Source organism: Hufsiella ginkgonis, from assembly GCF_009834915.1.
Taxonomy (GTDB): Bacteria; Bacteroidota; Bacteroidia; order Sphingobacteriales; family Sphingobacteriaceae; genus Hufsiella; species Hufsiella ginkgonis.
Map to the genome: position 1 here is coordinate 148,003 of NZ_WVHS01000005.1, position 20,527 is coordinate 168,529.

General features: G+C 51.2%; 16 protein-coding genes. 8 read left to right on the forward strand and 8 right to left on the reverse strand.

Annotated elements, in window-relative coordinates:
- Window positions 1–12: 12 nt before the first annotated feature.
- From GS398_RS19430 to GS398_RS22730, 5 genes are all read left to right on the forward strand, one after another.
- Complete coding sequence (locus GS398_RS19430) at window positions 13–2,283, forward strand: aconitate hydratase (protein ID WP_160908488.1); 2,271 nt, start codon at window positions 13–15, stop codon at window positions 2,281–2,283.
- A gap of 207 nt (window positions 2,284–2,490) precedes the next feature.
- A complete protein-coding gene (locus tag GS398_RS19435; protein WP_160908489.1) occupies window positions 2,491–4,554 on the forward strand; it encodes a T9SS type B sorting domain-containing protein in 2,064 nt (687 codons plus the stop codon).
- A 61-nt stretch (window positions 4,555–4,615) separates the two neighbouring features.
- Window positions 4,616–4,909, forward strand: coding sequence for a YgaP family membrane protein (locus tag GS398_RS19440; RefSeq protein WP_160908490.1), 294 nt, complete (start codon window positions 4,616–4,618; stop codon window positions 4,907–4,909).
- 149 nt (window positions 4,910–5,058) lie between these two features.
- Window positions 5,059–5,532 carry a 23S rRNA (pseudouridine(1915)-N(3))-methyltransferase RlmH gene (gene rlmH, locus GS398_RS19445; protein ID WP_160908491.1) on the forward strand — a complete coding sequence of 158 codons (474 nt, stop codon included), beginning with the start codon at window positions 5,059–5,061 and terminating at the stop codon, window positions 5,530–5,532.
- 19 nt (window positions 5,533–5,551) lie between these two features.
- Entirely contained in the window at window positions 5,552–5,686 is a 135-nt protein-coding gene (locus GS398_RS22730) for a hypothetical protein (protein WP_255494218.1), read from the forward strand.
- Window positions 5,687–5,779: 93 nt separating this feature from the next.
- On the opposite strand, the gene GS398_RS19450 is transcribed toward GS398_RS22730, so the two are convergent.
- Both GS398_RS19450 and GS398_RS19455 read right to left on the reverse strand, forming a co-directional pair.
- Window positions 5,780–6,307 (reverse strand): DUF5606 family protein, encoded by a 528-nt coding sequence (locus tag GS398_RS19450; protein WP_160908492.1) that lies wholly within the window; start codon window positions 6,305–6,307, stop codon window positions 5,780–5,782.
- A 3-nt stretch (window positions 6,308–6,310) separates the two neighbouring features.
- Window positions 6,311–6,748 carry a peptidylprolyl isomerase gene (locus GS398_RS19455; protein WP_160908493.1) on the reverse strand — a complete coding sequence of 146 codons (438 nt, stop codon included), beginning with the start codon at window positions 6,746–6,748 and terminating at the stop codon, window positions 6,311–6,313.
- A gap of 149 nt (window positions 6,749–6,897) precedes the next feature.
- On the opposite strand from GS398_RS19455, the gene GS398_RS19460 reads away from it, so the two are divergent.
- Window positions 6,898–8,154 carry an asparagine synthetase B gene (locus tag GS398_RS19460; protein WP_439649231.1) on the forward strand — a complete coding sequence of 419 codons (1,257 nt, stop codon included), beginning with the start codon at window positions 6,898–6,900 and terminating at the stop codon, window positions 8,152–8,154.
- Window positions 8,155–8,219: 65 nt separating this feature from the next.
- Here the strand turns inward: GS398_RS19460 and GS398_RS19465 are convergent, their stop codons facing one another.
- The 4 genes from GS398_RS19465 to GS398_RS22895 all read right to left on the reverse strand — a co-directional run bounded on the left by GS398_RS19465 (window position 8,220) and on the right by GS398_RS22895 (window position 14,197).
- Window positions 8,220–10,238: a putative porin gene (locus GS398_RS19465; RefSeq protein WP_160908494.1), complete on the reverse strand. Its 2,019-nt coding sequence runs from the start codon at window positions 10,236–10,238 to the stop codon at window positions 8,220–8,222.
- A gap of 1 nt (window position 10,239) precedes the next feature.
- On the reverse strand, window positions 10,240–11,058 hold the full coding sequence (locus GS398_RS19470) for a purine-nucleoside phosphorylase (RefSeq protein ID WP_160908495.1): 819 nt from the start codon (window positions 11,056–11,058) through the stop codon (window positions 10,240–10,242).
- A complete protein-coding gene (gene lpxK, locus GS398_RS19475; RefSeq protein ID WP_160908496.1) occupies window positions 11,036–12,082 on the reverse strand; it encodes a tetraacyldisaccharide 4'-kinase in 1,047 nt (348 codons plus the stop codon). The genes GS398_RS19470 and lpxK overlap by 23 nt, the downstream gene beginning before the upstream one ends.
- 93 nt (window positions 12,083–12,175) lie before the next feature.
- Window positions 12,176–14,197, reverse strand: coding sequence for a glycosyltransferase (locus tag GS398_RS22895; protein WP_369410280.1), 2,022 nt, complete (start codon window positions 14,195–14,197; stop codon window positions 12,176–12,178).
- Window positions 14,198–14,401: 204 nt separating this feature from the next.
- Between GS398_RS22895 and GS398_RS19485 the strand changes: the two genes are divergently transcribed.
- A complete protein-coding gene (locus tag GS398_RS19485; RefSeq protein ID WP_237488258.1) occupies window positions 14,402–15,457 on the forward strand; it encodes a glycosyltransferase in 1,056 nt (351 codons plus the stop codon).
- Window positions 15,458–15,486: 29 nt separating this feature from the next.
- Entirely contained in the window at window positions 15,487–18,663 is a 3,177-nt protein-coding gene (locus tag GS398_RS19490; protein ID WP_160908498.1) for a S41 family peptidase, read from the forward strand.
- Between the two features lie 32 nt (window positions 18,664–18,695).
- On the opposite strand, the gene GS398_RS19495 is transcribed toward GS398_RS19490, so the two are convergent.
- Window positions 18,696–19,607 carry a sugar transferase gene (locus GS398_RS19495; RefSeq protein ID WP_160908499.1) on the reverse strand — a complete coding sequence of 304 codons (912 nt, stop codon included), beginning with the start codon at window positions 19,605–19,607 and terminating at the stop codon, window positions 18,696–18,698.
- Window positions 19,604–20,380: a class I SAM-dependent methyltransferase gene (locus tag GS398_RS19500; protein WP_237488259.1), complete on the reverse strand. Its 777-nt coding sequence runs from the start codon at window positions 20,378–20,380 to the stop codon at window positions 19,604–19,606. The genes GS398_RS19495 and GS398_RS19500 overlap by 4 nt, the downstream gene beginning before the upstream one ends.
- Window positions 20,381–20,527 lie beyond the last annotated feature (147 nt).

The following is a 20,527-nucleotide window of genomic DNA, read 5'->3' on the forward strand; positions in this document are numbered from 1 at the left end:
AACTATTCGGCCATGGCATTTGATTTAGACATGATCAGGAAAGTTTACGGTTCAATGGGCGCCCGAATTGAGGCCGCACGTAAATCCGTAAACAAACCCTTAACACTTACTGAAAAGATTTTATACAGCCATTTGTGGGCAGGCGACGCCACCCAGGCATATGAGCGCGGCGTTACTTACGTTGATTTCGCACCAGACCGGGTGGCCATGCAGGATGCTACAGCGCAAATGGCGCTGCTGCAGTTTATGCAGGCCGGCCGGCCGAAGGTAGCGGTACCGTCTACTGTACATTGCGACCACCTGATCCAGGCAAAGATCGGCGCCGACCAGGACCTCGCCACCGCCAATACCACCAATAAAGAAGTGTACGACTTCCTCTCATCCGTTTCCAACAAATACGGATTAGGATTCTGGAAACCCGGGGCTGGCATTATTCACCAGGTAGTGCTCGAAAATTATGCTTTCCCGGGAGGTATGATGATCGGTACCGACTCTCACACTCCAAATGCCGGCGGACTTGGAATGGTGGCTATCGGCGTAGGCGGTGCAGATGCCTGCGACGTGATGGCCGGATTCGCCTGGGAACTGAAATTCCCTAAATTGATCGGCGTAAAGCTTACCGGTAAACTCTCCGGCTGGACCGCGGCCAAAGACGTTATCCTTAAAGTAGCCGGTATCCTCACCGTAAAAGGCGGCACCGGGTACATCGTTGAATATTTCGGCGAAGGAGCACGCTCCATGTCGGCTACCGGCAAAGCCACCATCTGCAACATGGGAGCGGAGATCGGGGCGACTACTTCCATCTTCGGTTACGACGAAAAATCTGAAGCTTACCTCCGTGGCACCAAACGCGCGGAAATTGCCGACCTGGCCAACGAAGTAGCAGCACACCTTACCGGCGACGAAGAAGTATACAACAATCCTGAGGCTTACTTCGACCAGGTGATCGAAATAAACCTCTCAGAACTTGAACCACACATCAACGGTCCGTTTACCCCGGACCTGGCATGGCCAATCTCTAAATTCGCGCAAGCGGTAAAAGAGCACAACTGGCCGGCTAAGCTTGATGTAGGGCTGATCGGTTCATGCACCAACTCTTCTTATGAAGATATCACACGTGCAGCGTCACTCGCCCAGCAGGCGATCGATAAAAAACTGATCGCGAAATCCGAATATACCGTAACGCCGGGCTCCGAGCTGGTACGCTATACCGTAGAACGTGATGGCTACCTCGATACTTTCGAGAAAATTGGCGGCGTGGTGCTGGCAAACGCCTGCGGGCCCTGTATCGGCCAGTGGGCCCGTCATGGTGCGGATCTCCAGGAAAAGAATTCAATTATTACCTCCTTTAACAGGAATTTTGCAAAACGTGCCGACGGAAACCCAAATACCCACGCTTTCGTAGCATCCCCGGAAATGGTAACAGCACTCGCCATAGCGGGATCGCTTACCTTTAACCCGCTTACCGATTCGCTGATTAACGAAGATGGCCAGGAAGTACGACTGGACGAGCCGCAGGGATTGGAGATGCCGACATTGGGTTACGCAGTAGAGGACGCAGGCTACCAGGCTCCCGCGATAGACGGCAGTACGGTAGAGGTACTGGTAGACCAGCGATCGAGCCGCTTACAGCTCCTGGCGCCTTTTCCCGTTTGGGAGGGCACCGATCTTACCGGCCTCAAGCTCCTCATCAAGGCAAAAGGTAAATGTACTACCGACCATATTTCTATGGCTGGTCCATGGCTTAAGTTCCGTGGCCACCTGGACAATATTTCGAATAACATGCTCATCGGGGCCATTAACTACTTTAATGATACTCCCGACCATGTAAAGAACCAGGTTACCGGCGAATACGGACCCGTACCCGCTACACAACGTGCTTACAAAGCAGCCGGCATTGGCACTATCGTGGTCGGCGACGAAAACTACGGCGAAGGCTCGTCCCGCGAGCACGCGGCGATGGAACCACGCCACCTGGGCGTACGTGTGATCCTGGTAAAATCTTTCGCCCGTATCCACGAAACCAACCTGAAAAAACAAGGCATGCTGGGGATTACCTTCGCCGATCCGAAAGACTACGACAAGGTACGCGAAAACGACACGGTCGATGTAAAAGGATTAACCGAATTTACCCCGGGCAAACCGCTCACCGTGGTACTGCACCATGATGATGGCACCGAAGATTCGTTCGATGTAAACCATACTTACAATGAGCAGCAGATCGAATGGTTTAAAGCGGGCGCGGCGCTCAACATCATTCGAATGAAACAGGAGCAGCACTAAGCGGCCTAATTAATAAACATACAACCGTCTCATAGCGCTTATGAGACGGTTTTGTTATATACTACCTTACGCGCCCCAATACCGCTTGTCGCAAAATGTTATAAGTACACGTATTATGCCATAAGGAAGCACGACTATTACAAAATTTATTTAACCGCAAACCGTTAATAGTCGGAGCGTTTAGTTTTACTTTTGGGATGCCCCTCTATGGTTAAAAAGTTTACCCTGCTTATTTTCTTTTGTCTGTTTTTACGGGAGGCCTTTGCGCAAACGCCGGAGAATGACGAATGCGGGGAAGCCATCGAACTGCCCAGCGAAAAAGAATATTGCTCGGGCGACAATGCTTTTACCAGCACAGGGTCCACCCCTACGTTTAAAGGCGGGGAAAATGATGTATGGTTCACTTACACACCCAGGCACGCCTACGATGTATACTTTACCGTTTATGGCGAGGGACAAGGAGGTACGCTCCGGTCGCCGCAAATTAATATGTACGCAAACTGTGCCGGGCCGGGCGGCACATACAACGAGGTGGTCGGCAAGTCTGTGAGTGCGGATAACGTAGTTACACTGTATGAGGGTCAGCTCACCATTGGCAGGACCTATTATGTACGCGTCAGCGGCGCCACCCGGGGCACTTTCAAGATCTGCATCGAAAACCGGGATTCGCCCGTGAGGGCAGGGCAGGATTGCATCAGCGCGAAGCGCCTGTGCAGCATGGAAACCGTTCGCGAAATTGATATTACAGGCCCGGGGGCAGTGCTCAACGAGGGCCAGGGCACTTGCCTGGTCGACAACTTAGGGCGGTCGGAATCGAACTCGGCCTGGTACAAGTTTACCGCCGCCAATAACGGCACATTCGTATTCACCATTACGCCCACGGTAACCTCCGACGATATAGACTGGGCCTTCTTCGATCTCGGCATTTCCGGCGATTGCGGTACCAGGACCGTATTACGCTGTGCAGCCGGCAACGGCCAGCTCATAAACTGTCCCAGGGATGCTCCTTATTACAAAACGGGGCTGGATTTTAACTCCCAGGACCTCTCCGAAGACGGGGGGTGCAATACGCCCGGCCAGGTTAAAGACGGGAAAGTTAAATACGTCGACCTGGTGAAGGGACATGTTTATGCCTTGCTTGTTAACAATCCTTACAGCCAGAATAACGGCTTTTCACTGGCTTTTACCGACCAGGCAGGCAAAGCAGGCACCGCCCGTTTTGTCGGCCCCGAAGCGTCCATCACGCTTACAGAGAATAGTCCCTGCCTGGCGGGACAATCGTTTTCCTTCACCACTACGCCAAACAGCGAGACCTCGTCTATCAGGTGGATCTTCGGAGAAGCGGATGACGCCAGCATAACTGCCTCCACCACCAATGTCAATGTGCCCGTTACCTACAGGAAGCTGGGCGTTAAAACGGTCGTGCTGGAGGCGACGGGTTTTGAAGGGTGTAAAACGATGTCGACAGTAACCTTTAACGTGGGGCTTACACCTACGCGGCCCATTGTTACGGCTTCCAGTCAGCGCTATTGCATTGACGATACGATCCGGCTGAGCGTCACAGAATTTCCCAGCTCGCTTTATCACTGGAACGGTCCGAACAATTTTTCGTATGTTGGAAAAAAGCCGGTGCTGCTGGTCCCGGTAAAAAGCGGGCAGGAGGGCGGAACATATACCGTATACCTCGATAACTTCGGTTGTACCAGCGAAACGGTTTCTATTGATGTGACCGGAGTACTCGAAAGACCGGTCGCCGCATTCTCCACCAGCCCCGGCTCTCCCGGCATGCTCGCCAATCCCACCACGGTAAAATTCACCAACAACTCCAGGAACGCCACCAACTACTTGTGGGATTTTGGCGATGGTTCTACCTCTACAGAAGAAAACCCCGAACATACTTACAGTAAAAATGGCGACTATAAAGTAAAGCTTACCGCCACCAACCAGGATGTATGCAGTATGTCTGTCATCCAGGGAAGATTCGCGGTCCGCGAGTATGGGTTCATTTTTGTGCCTAATACGTTCACTCCCAATAATGATGGGGTGAACGACGAGTTTGTAGTCACCCTCCTGAACATCTCCAACTATCACATCCGTATTTTTAACCGCTGGGGAACGTTGCTTTTTGAATCGTCGGACATTTTTAACAATTGGAAAGGCACTTTTCGCGAGGCCGAAGTCCCTGTTGGCACCTACTATTACCTGATCACGGGCATTGATGGCGAATCGAAGCACCTGTCGCGCTCGGGCTCAATCACGGTGATCCGCTGATAATCTCCTAAAACAGTCTGCTATATATTGGTGTTAGTACTCATATCATCTACCGAAAAACATGGATACTTCAATAATCACCGAAAAATTATCGAACGCCTTTAATGGCCCCCTGCTCGAAGAGAACGAGTTTACCAACGTAAGCAAAAGTGAGCGCATCCTGTCTATCGGCAGCGGCAGCTTTATCTTTGTGCGTGGCATTACCAACTTGTTTTCACATCCCATGCTTGCGCTTGGCGAACTTGCCCTCGGCGGTTTCCTGGTGCATCGTGGCGTCACCGGTCAATGCAAAGTAAAACCGATGATAGAGCAGGAAGACGCGAAACTGGATACAGTGTATATTAGTGTACCGTAAACGTTAGCGGTTTGACGTTGGAGGTTTGGGACCTTAACTGCGTTGTTTAAAGCGGGATAAGAACATATTACGTTCAACGTCGAACCGGTTTATGGAATCTGCCTTCCCTGGTCATCCTCATATAAAATGATCTTCATTACCTTTGTGCGATGAAAATCACCCTGCTGGTAACCGGCAAAACTGAGGATAACTATTTAAAGGAAGGGATGGAAAAGTACCTGAAACGTCTAAAGCTTTACGTTAGTTTCCGCGTACAGGAACTTCCCGAGCTGAAGAGCACTAAAAACCTCACCGAAAGCCAGCAAAAGATCGCGGAAGCAGAGCTGATCTCCAAACATCTCTCACCGGCAGATCACCTCGTATTGCTGGATGAACATGGACAGGACCTTTCATCGGTTGGTTTTTCGGGTCTGCTGCAAAAAAAGATGCTCGCTAATGTGCAACACCTGGTATTCGTGGTGGGTGGCCCCTATGGATTTGATAACAGCCTGCACCGGCGTGCCGCCGAAAAGCTTTCTCTATCTAAAATGACGTTCTCGCATCAAATGGTGCGGCTGTTCTTTATCGAGCAGCTTTACCGTGCTTTTACTATCCTTAAAGGAGAGCCTTATCACCATAAATAAACTAACCGACCTGCAAGCCATGGCCCTTGACCCAAACCAATTCCGGAGAAAATACCGGTACCGCGGAACCGATACCGATAAAGAACAAAAACGATTCTGGATCGTGGTGCTGATCACCTTAGCGATCGTTTTTGGAATTATTTATTTGTTTTAGTTGTCAGTGATCAGTTGTCAGTTATCAGTTCTTTATAGCGCATTAAAGGAACTGACAACTGGCAACTGATCACTGATAGCCGATCACTCCCACTTAACTTGCCTTTCTCGGCAGCCTGTTGGATCCTTTTCCGGCGGCCTTTTGTACAGGCTTCGATTTCTCTTCATGAACGGCAGCTTCCTGCTGTTTTCGGGCGGCGGCTTCTAATGGAGAGCCTGCTTCTTCTTCGACCGGTGCTTCCTCGCCGAAAAGCGGAAGGTCCTTCAGGATATGAAACCAGGATAAAATCTTTTTGATATCTGAAGCATATACCCGTTCTTCGTCATGCGAAGGGGCAACCTCCCTAAAGAAGTTCCGAAGCGCAGCGCCGTCGGCTTGTTTCGGATCGGGTACCAGGTTGGCCGATTTCATGTTCTCGAGGATGTCGATCAGCTTGAGGTCGTCATCTTCACCAAAAACGGTAATATCTTCCAGTGAAGCAAGTTTGGAAGTGGACATGTTCACTACCAGTTTTACTTTAGCCGCATCCAGGCTTTCCAGAATAAAACCTGATTTATTTTGTCCCACCAGCTTATGCAGGCCAGGTTTCCCGGATACGGATATAATTCCACGTAAGTTCATAGTCTATTCTTCAATCACATCAATTCCTAAAATCTTATCGCCAACGCGGATGGCGTCGACCACGTCCACATTGTCTACCACTTTACCGAAGCAGGTATGGTTACGATCGAGGTGCGCTGTATTGCGGCGGCTGTGGCAGATAAAAAACTGGGAGCTGCCGGTATCTCTTCCCGCATGGGCCATAGATAACACGCCGCGATCATGGTATTGATTATCGCCGGTAAGCTCACATTTAATACGGGTGCCCGATCCGCCTGCGCCGGTACCGGTAGGGTCGCCGCCCTGGATCACGAAATCGGGGATCACGCGGTGAAAAGTCACTCCATTGTAAAAGCCTTCCTTTGAGAGCTTTAAAAAATTGGCCACGGTATTTGGCGCGTCCTTGTCGTAGAACGCTACCGTCATGTCTCCTTTTTCGGTTCTGATAACTGCTTTACTCATATTTGTTTTACTTAAAGTCAAAGGTAATAAAATTTATATTTGTAATTGACCGGCCCGCACACTCCCTGCGTTGTATGGATAACGAACGGTATTTGAATGAGTTTATAAATCTTTGTACCTTTAAAAGGCTTTGAACGTTAATTAAGATGATGAAACGAATTTTAATCGGTTTACTATTGCTGTTATCGGCCGTCTCAAAGGGAGCGTCCATTCTTATTCCCATGGACGAAGCCCAGAAAAATCACCTCAAAGCTTATGGCATCGCCTTCTGGACGCTGCAGAACGGTCTCGAAACAGACTGGCTTCTTAACTACCGCGGCGGCAGCTTCATGACCAAATATGCACAGGCAATAGAGAACGAGTGTAAGATCAGGGGCGTGTCATACACCGTGATCACGGACGTGCAGGTGAACGGGATCCTGAACGAGATCGTTGATCCGCAGGTGAATATGGACCTGGTGAAACTGGAGAAAGCACCGAAGATCGCGGTTTACAGCCCTAAAAATAAGCTGCCATGGGACGATGCCGTAACCCTGGTGCTCAATTACGCGGAAATTCCTTACGACCTGATCTATGACGACGATGTACTTAAAGGCGACCTCTCAAAATACGACTGGCTGCACCTCCACCACGAGGATTTCACCGGGCAATATGGCCGTTTCTGGTCCGTTTACCGCAATGTAGCCTGGTATATAGAAGATGTGCGCATCCAGGAGGCCGCGGCTAAAAAGAACGGTTTTAAGAAGGTATCAGAAATGAAGCTCGCCGTAGCCAAAGGCATCCGGGATTTTTGTTCCAATGGCGGGTTCCTGTTCGCCATGTGCTCAGGAACGGATAGCTTCGATATCGCCCTGGCGGCGGATGGGGTAGACATCTGCGAAAGCATGTTCGATGGCGACGGAGCAGATCCGAACGCACAGTCTAAACTCGATTACGGGAAGACGTTTGCTTTTAAAGATTTCAAGCTTAATTTCGACCCGTACGAATACGAATTCTCCAATATCGACGTAACGGGCCGTACACGTACGCTCGACCAAAGCAACGACTTCTTTACCTTATTCGATTTCTCTGCCAAGTGGGACGCCGTGCCTACCATGCTTACCCAAAATCATGATAAAGTGATTAAAGGCTTTATGGGACAAACCACTGCGTTCCGCAAAAGCCTCGTTAAGCCGGATGTACTGGTGATGGGCGAAAATAAAGCGGCCGGTGAGGCCCGCTATATCCATGGCGAATACGGCAAAGGGCAGTTTACCTTTTACGGCGGTCACGATCCCGAAGACTACCAGCATATGGTGAACGATCCGCCTACCGACCTTAACCTGCATCCCAACTCCCCGGGCTACCGCCTGATCCTGAACAATGTACTGTTCCCGGCGGCAAAGAAGAAGAAGCAGAAAACGTAGGAAGTTGCCAGCATACAGGCCCGGCGTCGCGCATTTACAGGAGCTGATAACTGCCCCCCGGCAGCTTAATTATAAAAATCCCATTTTACCGAAAACAAGAATTTACTCCCCGGCATGGGGTAACGGTTTACCGTATAGTAGCCTTTAGAGAAAAGTCCCTGGTTAATGTAGTTGTTCTTTAAGAAGATCGTAGCACGGCGAAGTGACACTTTAAGCCAGACGTCAATCACCGGGTAGGAAGAAAAAGAGGTCGCACTGCGGTCGTTATAAAACTGGCTGATATCGATGGCGTATGCCGGGGCCGCAAAAGAGGTGTTATACCTCGAATCAAAACCGGCTTGCGCATCGATCGATTTAAAGATCCTTCTGCTGTAATAGAAGCTGTTGTAGAGATAAAGTTCCGGGGTGCGCAGTACATCCTGCGCATCTGTTTTCTGGTACACCGCGTAATTCTCCGACCCAAAGCTCCCGAACCTGAAATCCTTGGCTGCCGATACCTTCAACAAGCTGATATTAGCAGACGATTGCACCGGTTCCACCTGTTTATCTACCGCGGTTTCACGCAGATAGGTATAATTGTTTAGCAACAGGTATTCTGCCTTAGCATTAAAAAAGTACTTCGGGTTCTGGTAGCTAAAGGAAAGGCTGGTGATCTTGCTGTCGTCGAGGTCTGCATTCCATTTATGGAACTGGTAGTCTGTATTGCGGTATATCTCCTCGGGAGTACGGTTCAGCAGGTAGGCGCCCAGCACCACCTTTCCTACCGAGCGGCTCAGCATAATGCTTGCATTAGCCTCGTAGAGGAAATTTCCGAAGCTTCGTCCCGCCATTACCTGCTGCAGGTCTGCCACCAGCGAAACACGGTCGCTGAAACGATACCCCGCGTTGCCTTTTAACGTGATGTTCTGGAAAGACAGTTTCCTTACGGTCATGCTGTCGCTCACCTGCCGGTACTGGACCAGCTCATGCAGCAGGCCCACATCCAGCTTTACCTCATTTTTGAGAAAGCTCACCGATTTCCCGCGGAGGTAAAAACTGTAGGAGAACTCGTTGGCCAGCGTTTTTACCGATGTAGAATCGTTGGTAACCAGCACCGTGCTATTCACCATTCCTGCCGGGAAAGCGCCATAGGTATCCGGTTCATTTCGAAAGAACTTATATTGTGCGTTGGTATAGTGAAGCGAATAGGTAACACGCTGGGTAGGAAGCACCGCGGTAGCTGAATCGCCGTTAAGACTGTCGAGCCGCCCGAGGTAATAAAAATGCTTCATAAACAGCTCGCGTTCTTTCCAGCTCTGTACCGGCCGGTTGGTACCGGTGCCAACCAAACGCGTCGGCTCGGTTTGCGGGCCAAAACCGTTCTCATTTGAAGACGTGAAAATACTGTCGTTCAGGATCGAGCCATTTTCCCCGGCACGCAGCGTGTTAAACAAGGCATTAGCAAGCAGGTTATAGCGCTTATTTTTAGACCGGTACCAGGTGAACACCGTAACATTCGTATGATCGCCGCGCTGGGTGCGGTAAAAACCATCTGCCCCGATCCGTTTATAAGAGGCGCCTACATTTAGGTTCGGCTTCACATTCTGCGTATGGATCAGGTTAAAGTACTGTTCTACCTGGCCGCCGTTCACATAATACAGTTCGGTAAAAGGCGTGCGGGCACGGTAATAGTTCACCGAATCCTGGGTGTATAAAAAGCGGTCGAGCGCATGGAAACCGGCATCAAAGCCGATATTTTTCCGGGGGGTATATAACAGGTCGCGCGAAGAAAGCCCGCCGTTACCGAGGTGAATGGATGGCGAAAAAGGATTGTTCTGCGGGTTGTAATGCTGTGCGTTACGCAGCGAAGTGTCGATAGGCAGCGTGTACGTACTGTCGTCAAGGAATTTCAGCCTCGTATACCGGATGTATTTAGAAGTAAATATTACGGTATCCTGGGTGCTTTCTTCTCTCTGCCGCAGCGAATCGATCTCCGCGGAGGCATCGGGTTTCTTCACGGTGGGTTGCGGTGTCTGGGCCGTTGCCCGATATCCGGTAAGCCCGAAAAGCGCCAGGAAAACAAACAGGCATACAGATCTCGACATGTTATAAACCGGCAATCAATTCTTTTAGTATGGTGGTCATCTTGGGTTCCGCTTCGGTAGCCACGCGAATGATCTCTTCCAGCGACACCGGCTTAAGCACCTCGTGAAAGCCTTCGTCGGTAAGCACGGAAATGGCGAATACCGGCAGCCCCATGTGGCGCGCCACTATCACTTCGGGCACGGTGCTCATCCCCACGGCGTCGCCGCCGATGATGCGCAAATATTTATATTCCGACCGGGTCTCGAGATTGGGTCCGCTCACGGAAACATAAACTCCCTGGTGGCAGGTAATATTGTTGCTGGCGGCAATAGTGAGCGCTTTTTGGATCATGTCCTCGTCATAAGGCACATTCATGTCCGGGAATCGCGGGCCGAATTCGTCGTAATTGCTCCCGCGAAGCGGGTTTTCGGGCTGCAGGTTGATATGGTCGCGGATCACCATGAGGTCGCCGGTGCTAAAGCCCGGGTTTAGGCTGCCGCTGGCATTGGACACGAACAGGCGCGTAATACCAAGCATTTTCATTACCCGTACCGGGAACGTGATCTGCTGCATCGAGTATCCCTCGTAATAATGCAGCCGTCCCTGCATGGCCACCACCCGCTTTCCGCTGAGGGTGCCGAAGATTAGCCGCCCGGAGTGAAACTCCACCGTAGAGATGGGAAACCCCGGGATATTGGCATACATCAGCTTATGACTGATCTCGATGTCGTCTACCAGCCCGCCCAGCCCTGTGCCGAGAATGATGCCGATCTCTGGTTCAAAATCACCGACCCGTTTTTTGATGTACCCGGCGGTACTATAGATATCTTGTATTGACATAGTTAATAATGATCTCGTTAAACGCTGTTTCGCCCGGGGGGTGGATCTTTGCCGTTACCGGAAGATAATACACCCGGAGGCCCTTTAGTGTTTCGGCCAATGCCGGCGAGTACAACCGCTGCGCATCTTTTTCCGTGGTAATGATCAGGCGGCCCTTCCCGTCAGCTGCAAGTTTAGCAATATTTTTTTGGGTATACGCGTGATGGTCGGGAAACGAAAGGTGAATAATTGACGAGGTATACTTATTCAGCTCGGCCACCAGGGGCGCCGGATTCGCTATACCGGTTAAGAGCACCACCACTTCTCCGGCAGCAATAGTGTTGAGCGGCTTACTGCCGGCGCCATCCAGCGACTGCAGATCGTGGTATTGCAGGTACGAAAAGAACAGCCGCTGACCGGGATATAAGCCGATCCGCCGCGCGGCGCGTTCCATATCATGCTCCGTAAGTGCTGCCGGCGCTTTGGTGACCACCACCAGGTCGGCCCGTTTCCGTCCCGCAAAAGGCTCGCGCAGGCTGCCGGCAGGAAGCAGCATCCGCAAATTCCAAAGCTTGCCGTATTCCATCAGTACCAGGCTGAGGCCAGGCTTTACGGCACGGTGCTGGTAGGCATCGTCGAGAATCACTACGTCGTGCGAAGAACAAAGCCGTTCGATGCCGGCTACCCGGTCTTCGCAAACCGCTACGGTAACGTCATTAAACTTGCGCCGGATCTGCACAGGCTCATCTCCGCCTTCCGATGCCGGGGTTTCTGCGGTGAGCTCGAGGTACCCGGTAGTCTTGCGCCCATAACCGCGGCTGAGGACCGCTACACGGCAGGTATCTTTTAAGAGCCGTACCAGGTACTCGGTCATGGGGCTTTTACCAGTACCGCCTACATCGAGATTACCCACTGATATAACCGGCAGCGGGAAACGCCGGCTGGCAAGCCAACCCCGGTCATACAAAAAGTTGCGGACAATGACCACCAGGCCGTACAGCAGGGAAAACGGGTACAAAAGGAGTCGTAACGCGCTGATGATCATAATGTGCAAAATAGGATGTTTAATTTCCCGCGGTTCAACGTTTATGTGGTAGGGCAGTATTTCCGGCAAAGGACGCGGATTTCCATCTCCACCCTAATCATTTGTCCTCCTGTGAACCAAATAATACCAGGCCAGCTTTGTTGCGATGACTGCGTGGTTAAACAAATTTGGCAACAGCCCGTAATGCTTGCTAAAGATCCCGAACCGCTCTTTCAGGCTCTGCCGGTGCTTTTTCTTTGACATACCACCTACCAGGTATTTAGCCACATAACGGCGGGTATTCACAATTTTCCCGGCCCTTTTAATGGCATGGAGAATGGAATCGATATCCGCGCTCAATTGGTATGCGGCATCAAAAGGCTGCAAAAGCGCCCGGCGGATATAGATCGCCTGGTGGCTTACGCTCATGCCGTATTTAAAACTGCCATGAGCCAGCTTTTCCGGTGAAGCATGGCGCCGCCTGCCGAGATTCGCGAGATCAGGCCCCAGCATCTCCGTTTCACCGTAGTAGATGTCGGCATCCGGCGAAGCCGAAAAAACCTGCCGCACGGTAGCGGGCGAGTAAAACTCATCTCCCGAATTCATAAACAATACATAGTCGCCGGTAGCCATCCGGAGCCCCTTATTCATGGCATCATAAATGCCTTGATCAGGCTCGGAAACCCAGCCGGTGATGCGGCCTGCATATCGCTTAATTATTTCCAGCGTACCGTCTGTGGAACCGCCGTCTATTACCAGGTACTCGATATTTTTCCAGGTCTGGCCCGTTACCGAACGTATTGTCCTTTCTATATGCCGCACATCGTTGTACACCACCGTGATCACGGTGAGCACCGGCTGGAAGTCTGCAAAACCAGGATCGAGCACCCGGTTATACAGCGAGATGTGCTGCCGCGCGATCACTTTCTCCGAAAAGCGCTGCATTACCGTACTCCGGGCCTGTTCCCCTAATTTCTGCCGGTCGTGGTGATTGTACACCCACTGAATGCCTTGTGCCAGGTCGTCAGCGGAGCGATATTCTGCCAGGAACCCGCTTTGCAGGTGATCCACCATATCAGGAATACCACCCGTGGTAAATGCCACCACCGGGGTGCCGCAGGAAAGGCTTTCCATTACGGTGTTAGGCAGGTTATCTTCCAGTGAAGGCGTAACAAACACATCCGCCGCGCTATAACAAAGGGTTAGCTTGTCGTCGCCGGCAATGGTGCCCAGGAAAGTGGCAGCCACGGGGAATTCCGGCACGTTCTTCGCATCGCGGTTACCGAAAACAAGCAGGGCCACTTCCTCGCGCGGGACGCCATATTTACTGATGATGAGGCCGAGCGCTTCCAGCAGGTAGGGCGTACCCTTGTGCAGATCGTTGCGGGAAGGCATAAACCCGCTCAGGATAATGAATTTATCTTCCGGCAGGCCCAGCGCCTTGCGCGAAGGACCTTTCGGAAGCGGCCGGAAGGTTTGGGTATCGAGCGTATTGGGGATATTGTAAACATGATGCAGCCCGGCCAGCTTGCTGCGCCTTACAGAACTCTCCATCCACCGGCTCGGAGCAATTACGGTATAACCGAGCCGCCGGTAGGCCTGTTCTTTTGCTTTCCAGATCTTGTGCGACCAGTCGCCGGCCCCGGGATTCTTTAATACCGGGCAATTGCCGCACTCGCGTTCAAAATGATCGCAGGTGTACCGCACATGGCAGCCGCCGGTAAACGCATTGCTGTCATGAAAGGTCCATATCACCGGTTTACCGAGTTCGGCCAATGCGGCCAGGTCCTTCGGACGAAGAAAACCGTGGTTAATCCAGTGGATATGGATCACGTCTGCGCCTGCTAATGCGGGATGCCGTGAAATGTCGCGGCCCCAAACGGGAAAAGAGAAAGGTACCGGTACCTTTTTACGCAGGAAACTGGCAACGATCCGTTCAAAGATGATCCCGAACGCGGTGACTGCCCTGCCAAAGAGACCGCGGGAGAACACCCGTTCAGTATCCCCGCTGTTGAATGAGAAATTAATCCATACCTCAGAATCGACGCCTTCTTCCCGCAACGCTTTGTTAAGACGCTGGCAGGCACGGCCTGCGCCGCCGTTTTCTTTATATGTATTGAGATGGACGATCTTCACCGGCGCTAAAATACAGAATCTGGGGCACACGATGCGAAGGGGCATTTTTTCTGTTAATTTGCGCCAGGAATGCTATTCTCCCGGCCCGTTAGCATCCTCCCCAAGGCGGACGGGGGATTAGGTTACCCGCAGTTAAGTTATCAAATATGCTATACTGAACCGTGTTGCGAAAACAATCTTCGATCATATCATCAAGCCACAGGGATGGTTGTATCTTATCCCCCTTTGGAGGGGGTGCCACAGGCGGGGGAGGACACCATGTCGAATAACCGGTATCGTGTCTGCGTTGTCACCCTTACCTACAGCAACCGCTGGCAGTTCCTGGAACAGGTACTGAAAAGAGCGCTCGCGGCCGATGCCGTAGTGAACGTGGTACTGGTAGATAACGGCTCTACTTACCCGGTTCGCGGGCAATTGTTTGACGATCGCATTATCCTGCTTCAAAACGTGGAGAACCTCGGATCCGCCGGTGGTTATCAACAAGGCATCCGCTACGCTTTTAAGGAGGTTGACTGCGATTTTATCTGGCTGCTGGATGACGACAACCTGCCGGACACCAATGCCCTCGAAGAATTGCTGAATCATTGGGATACCATTCCCGGCCCCGCTAACAGGAAAGCGCTTTTTAGTTTTCGCACGGACCGCCTCCCGCATGTTAAGATCGCCATGGGAGAGGATCCCGGCCGGTATTACCTCGTGCCCGACAATTTCCTGGGGTTCCACCTCTTCCGGATCGTGAAAAACCAGTACCTGAAGCTGCTCGGTAAGTTCAAAAAAACAGGGCCCTTTGCCGACCATGTAAAGATCCCTTATGTGCCGTACGGAGGCCTGCTGCTGCACAAAGAACTGGTACGAGAAATTGGATATCCCGATGAACGGTTCTACCTGTATGTCGATGATTCGGAATATTCGTACCGCATTACACAGCGCAATGGCGCTATCTGGCTGGTCCCCGCGAGCAGGATCGTGGATATTGACCGTTCACAGGGCCTCACCTACCATAAAAAAGCATTTCACTCACACCTCCTCGATCAATGGAGTTTCAGAACGTATTACCATGTACGTAACAGAATGTTCTTTTATTCACACGTCTCCTTGAGAAATAATTTTATATTCGGCATTAATAAGACTTTATATTTAACATTCCTTCAAATAATCAGCATACTAAGCGATAAAAGATCAGCATATAAAAAATTGCTGGGCGCAGTTAAAGATGGATTGAAAGGAAACTTAGGTAAAGCCGATCCCGGGAAATTTTAATCAGCCGCCAGGCGGTAATAAATATTCAAATGAAGATTCACGCATTATTTTTAGGCCTGCTTGCCGCAGGGCTTTCGTTGAACGCCCAAACCACCCAACCTTATTTTGCTTCGTACCCTACCCTGACGCCCGATGGCAGCACGGTAATTTTCAGCTATGAAGGCGATCTCTGGAAGGTCAGCACCGGCAACCCCGCAGCATCCAGGCTTACGGCCATGCAAGGCGAAGAAACCAGCCCGCGCGTATCGCCGGATGGCAAGTGGCTTGCTTTCGCCTCCAACCAGTTTGGCAATAACGACATATACGTAATGCCCCTTGCCGGCGGAAATGTAAAGCAGCTCACCTTTCATGACGCCAATGACGTGCCCGACTCCTGGAGCTGGGATTCAAAAACCATTTACCTCACCTCCGGCCGCTATAACGGTTATGCAGGATACCAGGTTCCCGCGGAAGGCGGAACACCCAGGCGGCTGTTCGGCAACTATTTTAACACGGTACATCATGTTTTCCCGCATCCGTCAAGCGGCGAGCTTTTCTTTAACGACACCTGGGAAAGCAACCAGTTCGCACAGCGGAAGCGTTATAAAGGAGAATATAATCCCGATATCCAATCGTATAACATTAAAACCGGCGTCTTTAAAAAGTATACCGACTATATCGGGAAGGATTTTTGGGCAACGCTCGATAAAAAGGGCAATATCTATTTCGTGTCCGACGAGTTTAACGAGGAATACAACCTGTACACCTTCGTGAATGATAAAAAAACACGCCTCACTAATTTCGAAACTTCCATCAGGCGGCCTTATGTAAGCGCGGACGGCAGTAAGGTGGTGTTCGAAAAAGATTACCAGTTGTACATATATGATGTAGCTGCAAAAAAAACAGATAAGCTGGACGTCGACATTTTCCGAAACGCAGTGCTTGGCAAGGAACAGGATTTTGACGTCCGTGGCCAGGTCGAAAACTTCGACATTTCGCCCGACGGCAAGAAAATGGCGTTTGTTGCGCGCGGCGAGATCTTCGTATCAGATATCGATGGCAAATTCGTGCAAAAACTGAATAAATCGCCCGAAAGGGCATTGGAGGTAAAATGGCTGAGTGACAACCGCACCCTGCTATTTAACCAAACCGACGGCGGCTACCAAAACCTGTTCACCATTGCGGCCAATGGCAGCGGCGGGTTAAAACAGCTCACTAAAGATGCGCGCAACAATCGCGACATCGGCCTTAACAAGTCGCGCACTATGGCGGTATACCTGAGCGGACGCGACGAAGTACGCACCCTCGACCTGAAGAGCTTCCAAAGTAAAGCTATTGTAAAAGACGAGCTGTGGGGATTCCAGAATTCGGCCCCCTCGTTCTCTCCCGACGAACAATACGTACTCTACACCGCGATACGGAACTTTGAGCAGGACATTTTTGTGTTTAACCTGAAGACCGGCCAGGCCATTAACCTTACCAATACGGGCGTTACCGAGGCGTCGCCATACTGGTCGCCGGATGGCAAACACATCTACATGAGCTCTTCACGCACAAAACCTTCCTATCCTTATGGGCTGCAGGATGCCCATATTTACCGGATGCCGCTCGACAAATACGAAGAACCCTTCAAACTGGATAAGTTCAACGAGCTTTTTAAAGCGGATGAAAAGAAGAGCGATGACAAGAAGGACGAAAAGCCTGTCACTGCCACCAGGGCAGAGCCGGCAAAAAACCCCGCAGAGAAAAAAACCGAAACAGCGCCGGTGACCATCAACGCCGACGGTGTTATGCAACGCCTTGAAGTAGTTGGTCCCGTATTTGGCGCGCAATTCGGGCCATCCGTATTCCAGAAAGGAGAAAAAACCACGGTATATTATGCAAGCACGCATTCCGAAGGACGTCCCGCTATTTACCGCACTACGTTAGAAACTTTCGAGCTTCCCAAAACGGAAAAAGTAAGCGACGGTTTCAGTTTTGATATCCGCGAGAACAACGGAAAGTTCTATATGCTGCTGGATGGCGCCATTAACAAGTACAATCCCGACCTGAACAAGCTGGATAAGATGGACATCACCTATAAGTTTCGCCGTAACCTGGCAGGTGAGTTTAACCAGATGTTTTACGAAACCTGGGCCAACCTGGAAGAAAACTTCTACGATGACCAGATGCACGGCGTAAACTGGCCGAAGATCCGCGACCGTTACCAGGCATTTATACCTTACGTAAATAACCGCGCCGACCTGCGCATCCTGCTTAACGACATGCTGGGTGAACTAAACTCGTCGCACATGGGCTTCAACTCATCGGGGAGCGAAGAAACCGCCAGGCTGAACTACCGCACCCTCGAAACCGGTATTATTTTCGACAATGATGACCCCTATCGTGTGAGCTATATCGCCAAAACGAGCAACGCGGATAAAACCGGTACTGATATTCAAAAAGGTGATGTTTTGGTTAAAGTGAACGGCGAGCCGGTGGATAAGCACACAGACCGGAACGCTTATTTTACCAAGCCGTCGCTCGACCGGGAGATCGTGCTTACGTTTGACCGGGGCGGCAAGCAGCAGGACGTGAAGTTACACCCGGAATCGTCAGGTCAGCTGAAAACCAACCTGTACGACGAATGGATCCGTACAAACCAGGAACGCGTAGATAGCCGCAGTGATAAAAAGATCGCTTATGTACACATGAAAAACATGAGTGGCGGCGAGCTGGAAACCTTCCTGGTCGAAATGGTCAGCGAAGCGGATAAACGCGATGCCCTGATCCTCGATATCCGTTACAATACGGGGGGTAATGTGCACGATGCCGTGCTTAACTTCCTGGCGCAAAAACCCTACCTGCAATGGAAATACCGGGGTGGTAAGCTCACCCCGCAAGCCAATTTCGGTCCGGCGGCCAAACCGATCGTGCTCCTCGTTAATGAGCAATCGCTAAGTGACGCGGAAATGACCGCCACCGGGTTTAAAGCGCTCAAGCTGGGCAAAATCATCGGAACGGAGACCTATCGGTGGATCATATTTACCTCTGCCAAAGGATTGGTCGACGGATCATCGTACCGCCTTCCCTCCTGGGGATGTTTTACGCTCGATGGAAAAGACATTGAGAAAGAAGGTGTTAAGCCTGATATCTATGTTAAAAACACCTTTATGGACCGCAAAGACGGAAAAGATCCGCAGCTGGATAGGGCGATTGACGAGATTATGAAGGACCTCAAACATTAGACGCGGTTACGTTGTACGTTCCTATTCTGCGCCTAACGTCCCGCCCGTACCATTTTCTCCCTCAAAAACCTTACCGCCCTGTCCCACAGGCTTCCCTTCCGCGTCCGCAGGAAGGATTTGATGGCGGCATAGGCTTCCGGGTGCTCGGCGATAACGGTGGGAAAGCTGGTAACCGGTGCCTCGCTGACCGTTACCTGGTAGATATCATTAACGCCCGAATGTACGCCGGTGCCATCGTGGCCGATGTTGTTTATGAGCGATTTTGCCGGGTTAAGCGTAAGGCCTCCCGCCAGGAAAACCGAGGCATACCAGCGAATGGCCCAGGAATTGTTCCTGCGGTTACGAAACTCCTGCACCTGTTTCCAGAAATTCATCGTGCCATCTATGGAGAAACGTTTAATACGCTCATTATCGAACCGGGCAACAAGCTTCCCGATATCAGGCTCAAAGTGGTTCCAGGCCCGCTCCCAGGTAGCCCAACCCCAGCTCGAGGCGGCGCGGTAAAAGAACGTTTCCGGCAGGCCTGCAGCTTTTAAGGGATACATATAAGCCGCGATGTGCATTACCTTCCCGGTATCCTTGTACAGTTCAAGCGCATCATTAAAATACCGGAGTGTGTAAGGCGACGAAACAAGATCGTCTTCAAAGACAATGATCTTACCATACTTCTTCACCAGTTCGGTGACGCCATGGATGATCGACTCGGCAAGGCCAAAGTTTTTAGGGCGCTCTATCAGCTCCACGGACCTGAAGCCTTCCGCACCACGCGCCAGCGCGCGCACCTCGTTCACCCTATCCTCGTCGCCCCCGTTTTTGGCGCCATCAGAAAAAATAAACAGGCGCGATTCGACGGCCAGTTGGTTCATCGCCAGGAACCTGAGTGTACGCCGGGTATGCTCCGGCCTGTTATACACAAAAAGCGCAATCGGGGCGAGGGTCTTCATGTACTAAGGATCCGGAAATCTTTCATTTTTTGGGTAAGTACGGTATAAGCGTTGGCAAGGTCTTCCTGCTTCTTTTGGCCGGCAAGCGCCGAAAGCATTTTTTTGAGGCGATATTCCAGGTTGATGCGCAACGCCCTGGCCAGGCTCTTCGGCTTTTTCTGGTTTACGAAAGTGTTAAATTTGGTCACCTCCGGAGAGATCATCGAAACCTGGCCGCCGAGGATCTCCAGTCCTTCAGACTGCAGCAGGAAACGAAGCGACGAGGGCGTATACATGTTGATATGCCCATAATCAAGAAAATGCTTCATTCGTTTATCAACCCCGAAACGATAGTCCTTCGGAACCTCGATCACCTGGAATTTCGATACACGTTTGATCTCACGCAGCAACAGGCGCTCAAATTCAACGTGTTCCAGCACGTGCGACAAGATCACCAGGTCAAATTCGTCATCCCCGAAAGGGATGGCATAACCATCGAAGATACCTACCGATTTAACACTGGCCAGATTCCGCGAACGGATGGCCGTTACCCCGCTTTCGGAAATTTCCAGCGCGTGAAGCTCGGGGGCAAAATGCCATGCGTCGAGAAAATGAAGAATACTTCCATCGCCGGCCCCCACTTCCAGCACCCGGGTAAATTGCCGGCCTTTACAAATATCGACAATATGCTGCGCCTTAAACTTCGCGCTTAGCATGCGCCATTTATAGTCGCTGGCCTCGTAAAAATTGTCGTAAGCGGATTTAAGATCCGAACTGATCATATTCGTTGACATTGCGTCAAAGATACAGGATCGTACTTAGAGCGTTGCGTTGTACGATAAATTGATTTCGGCGGAGGTAACGCCTTCCCGCAGACGCCCGTGTCGGCCGTCGATCGTGGTATCAGGCTTAACCTCAAGCTCTTCCACCGGCGCCTCACA

Coding starts and splice junctions, on each gene's coding strand:
- GS398_RS19430 (WP_160908488.1), top strand. CDS start 13: ATGGCATTTGATTTAGACATGATCAGGAAAGTTTACGGTTCAATGGGC.
- GS398_RS19435 (WP_160908489.1), top strand. CDS start 2,491: ATGGTTAAAAAGTTTACCCTGCTTATTTTCTTTTGTCTGTTTTTACGG.
- GS398_RS19440 (WP_160908490.1), top strand. CDS start 4,616: ATGGATACTTCAATAATCACCGAAAAATTATCGAACGCCTTTAATGGC.
- rlmH (WP_160908491.1), top strand. CDS start 5,059: ATGAAAATCACCCTGCTGGTAACCGGCAAAACTGAGGATAACTATTTA.
- GS398_RS22730 (WP_255494218.1), top strand. CDS start 5,552: ATGGCCCTTGACCCAAACCAATTCCGGAGAAAATACCGGTACCGCGGA.
- GS398_RS19450 (WP_160908492.1), bottom strand. CDS start 6,307: ATGAACTTACGTGGAATTATATCCGTATCCGGGAAACCTGGCCTGCAT.
- GS398_RS19455 (WP_160908493.1), bottom strand. CDS start 6,748: ATGAGTAAAGCAGTTATCAGAACCGAAAAAGGAGACATGACGGTAGCG.
- GS398_RS19460 (WP_439649231.1), top strand. CDS start 6,898: ATGAAACGAATTTTAATCGGTTTACTATTGCTGTTATCGGCCGTCTCA.
- GS398_RS19465 (WP_160908494.1), bottom strand. CDS start 10,238: ATGTCGAGATCTGTATGCCTGTTTGTTTTCCTGGCGCTTTTCGGGCTT.
- GS398_RS19470 (WP_160908495.1), bottom strand. CDS start 11,058: ATGTCAATACAAGATATCTATAGTACCGCCGGGTACATCAAAAAACGG.
- lpxK (WP_160908496.1), bottom strand. CDS start 12,082: ATGATCATCAGCGCGTTACGACTCCTTTTGTACCCGTTTTCCCTGCTG.
- GS398_RS19485 (WP_237488258.1), top strand. CDS start 14,402: ATGGTTGTATCTTATCCCCCTTTGGAGGGGGTGCCACAGGCGGGGGAG.
- GS398_RS19490 (WP_160908498.1), top strand. CDS start 15,487: ATGAAGATTCACGCATTATTTTTAGGCCTGCTTGCCGCAGGGCTTTCG.
- GS398_RS19495 (WP_160908499.1), bottom strand. CDS start 19,607: ATGAAGACCCTCGCCCCGATTGCGCTTTTTGTGTATAACAGGCCGGAG.
- GS398_RS19500 (WP_237488259.1), bottom strand. CDS start 20,380: ATGTCAACGAATATGATCAGTTCGGATCTTAAATCCGCTTACGACAAT.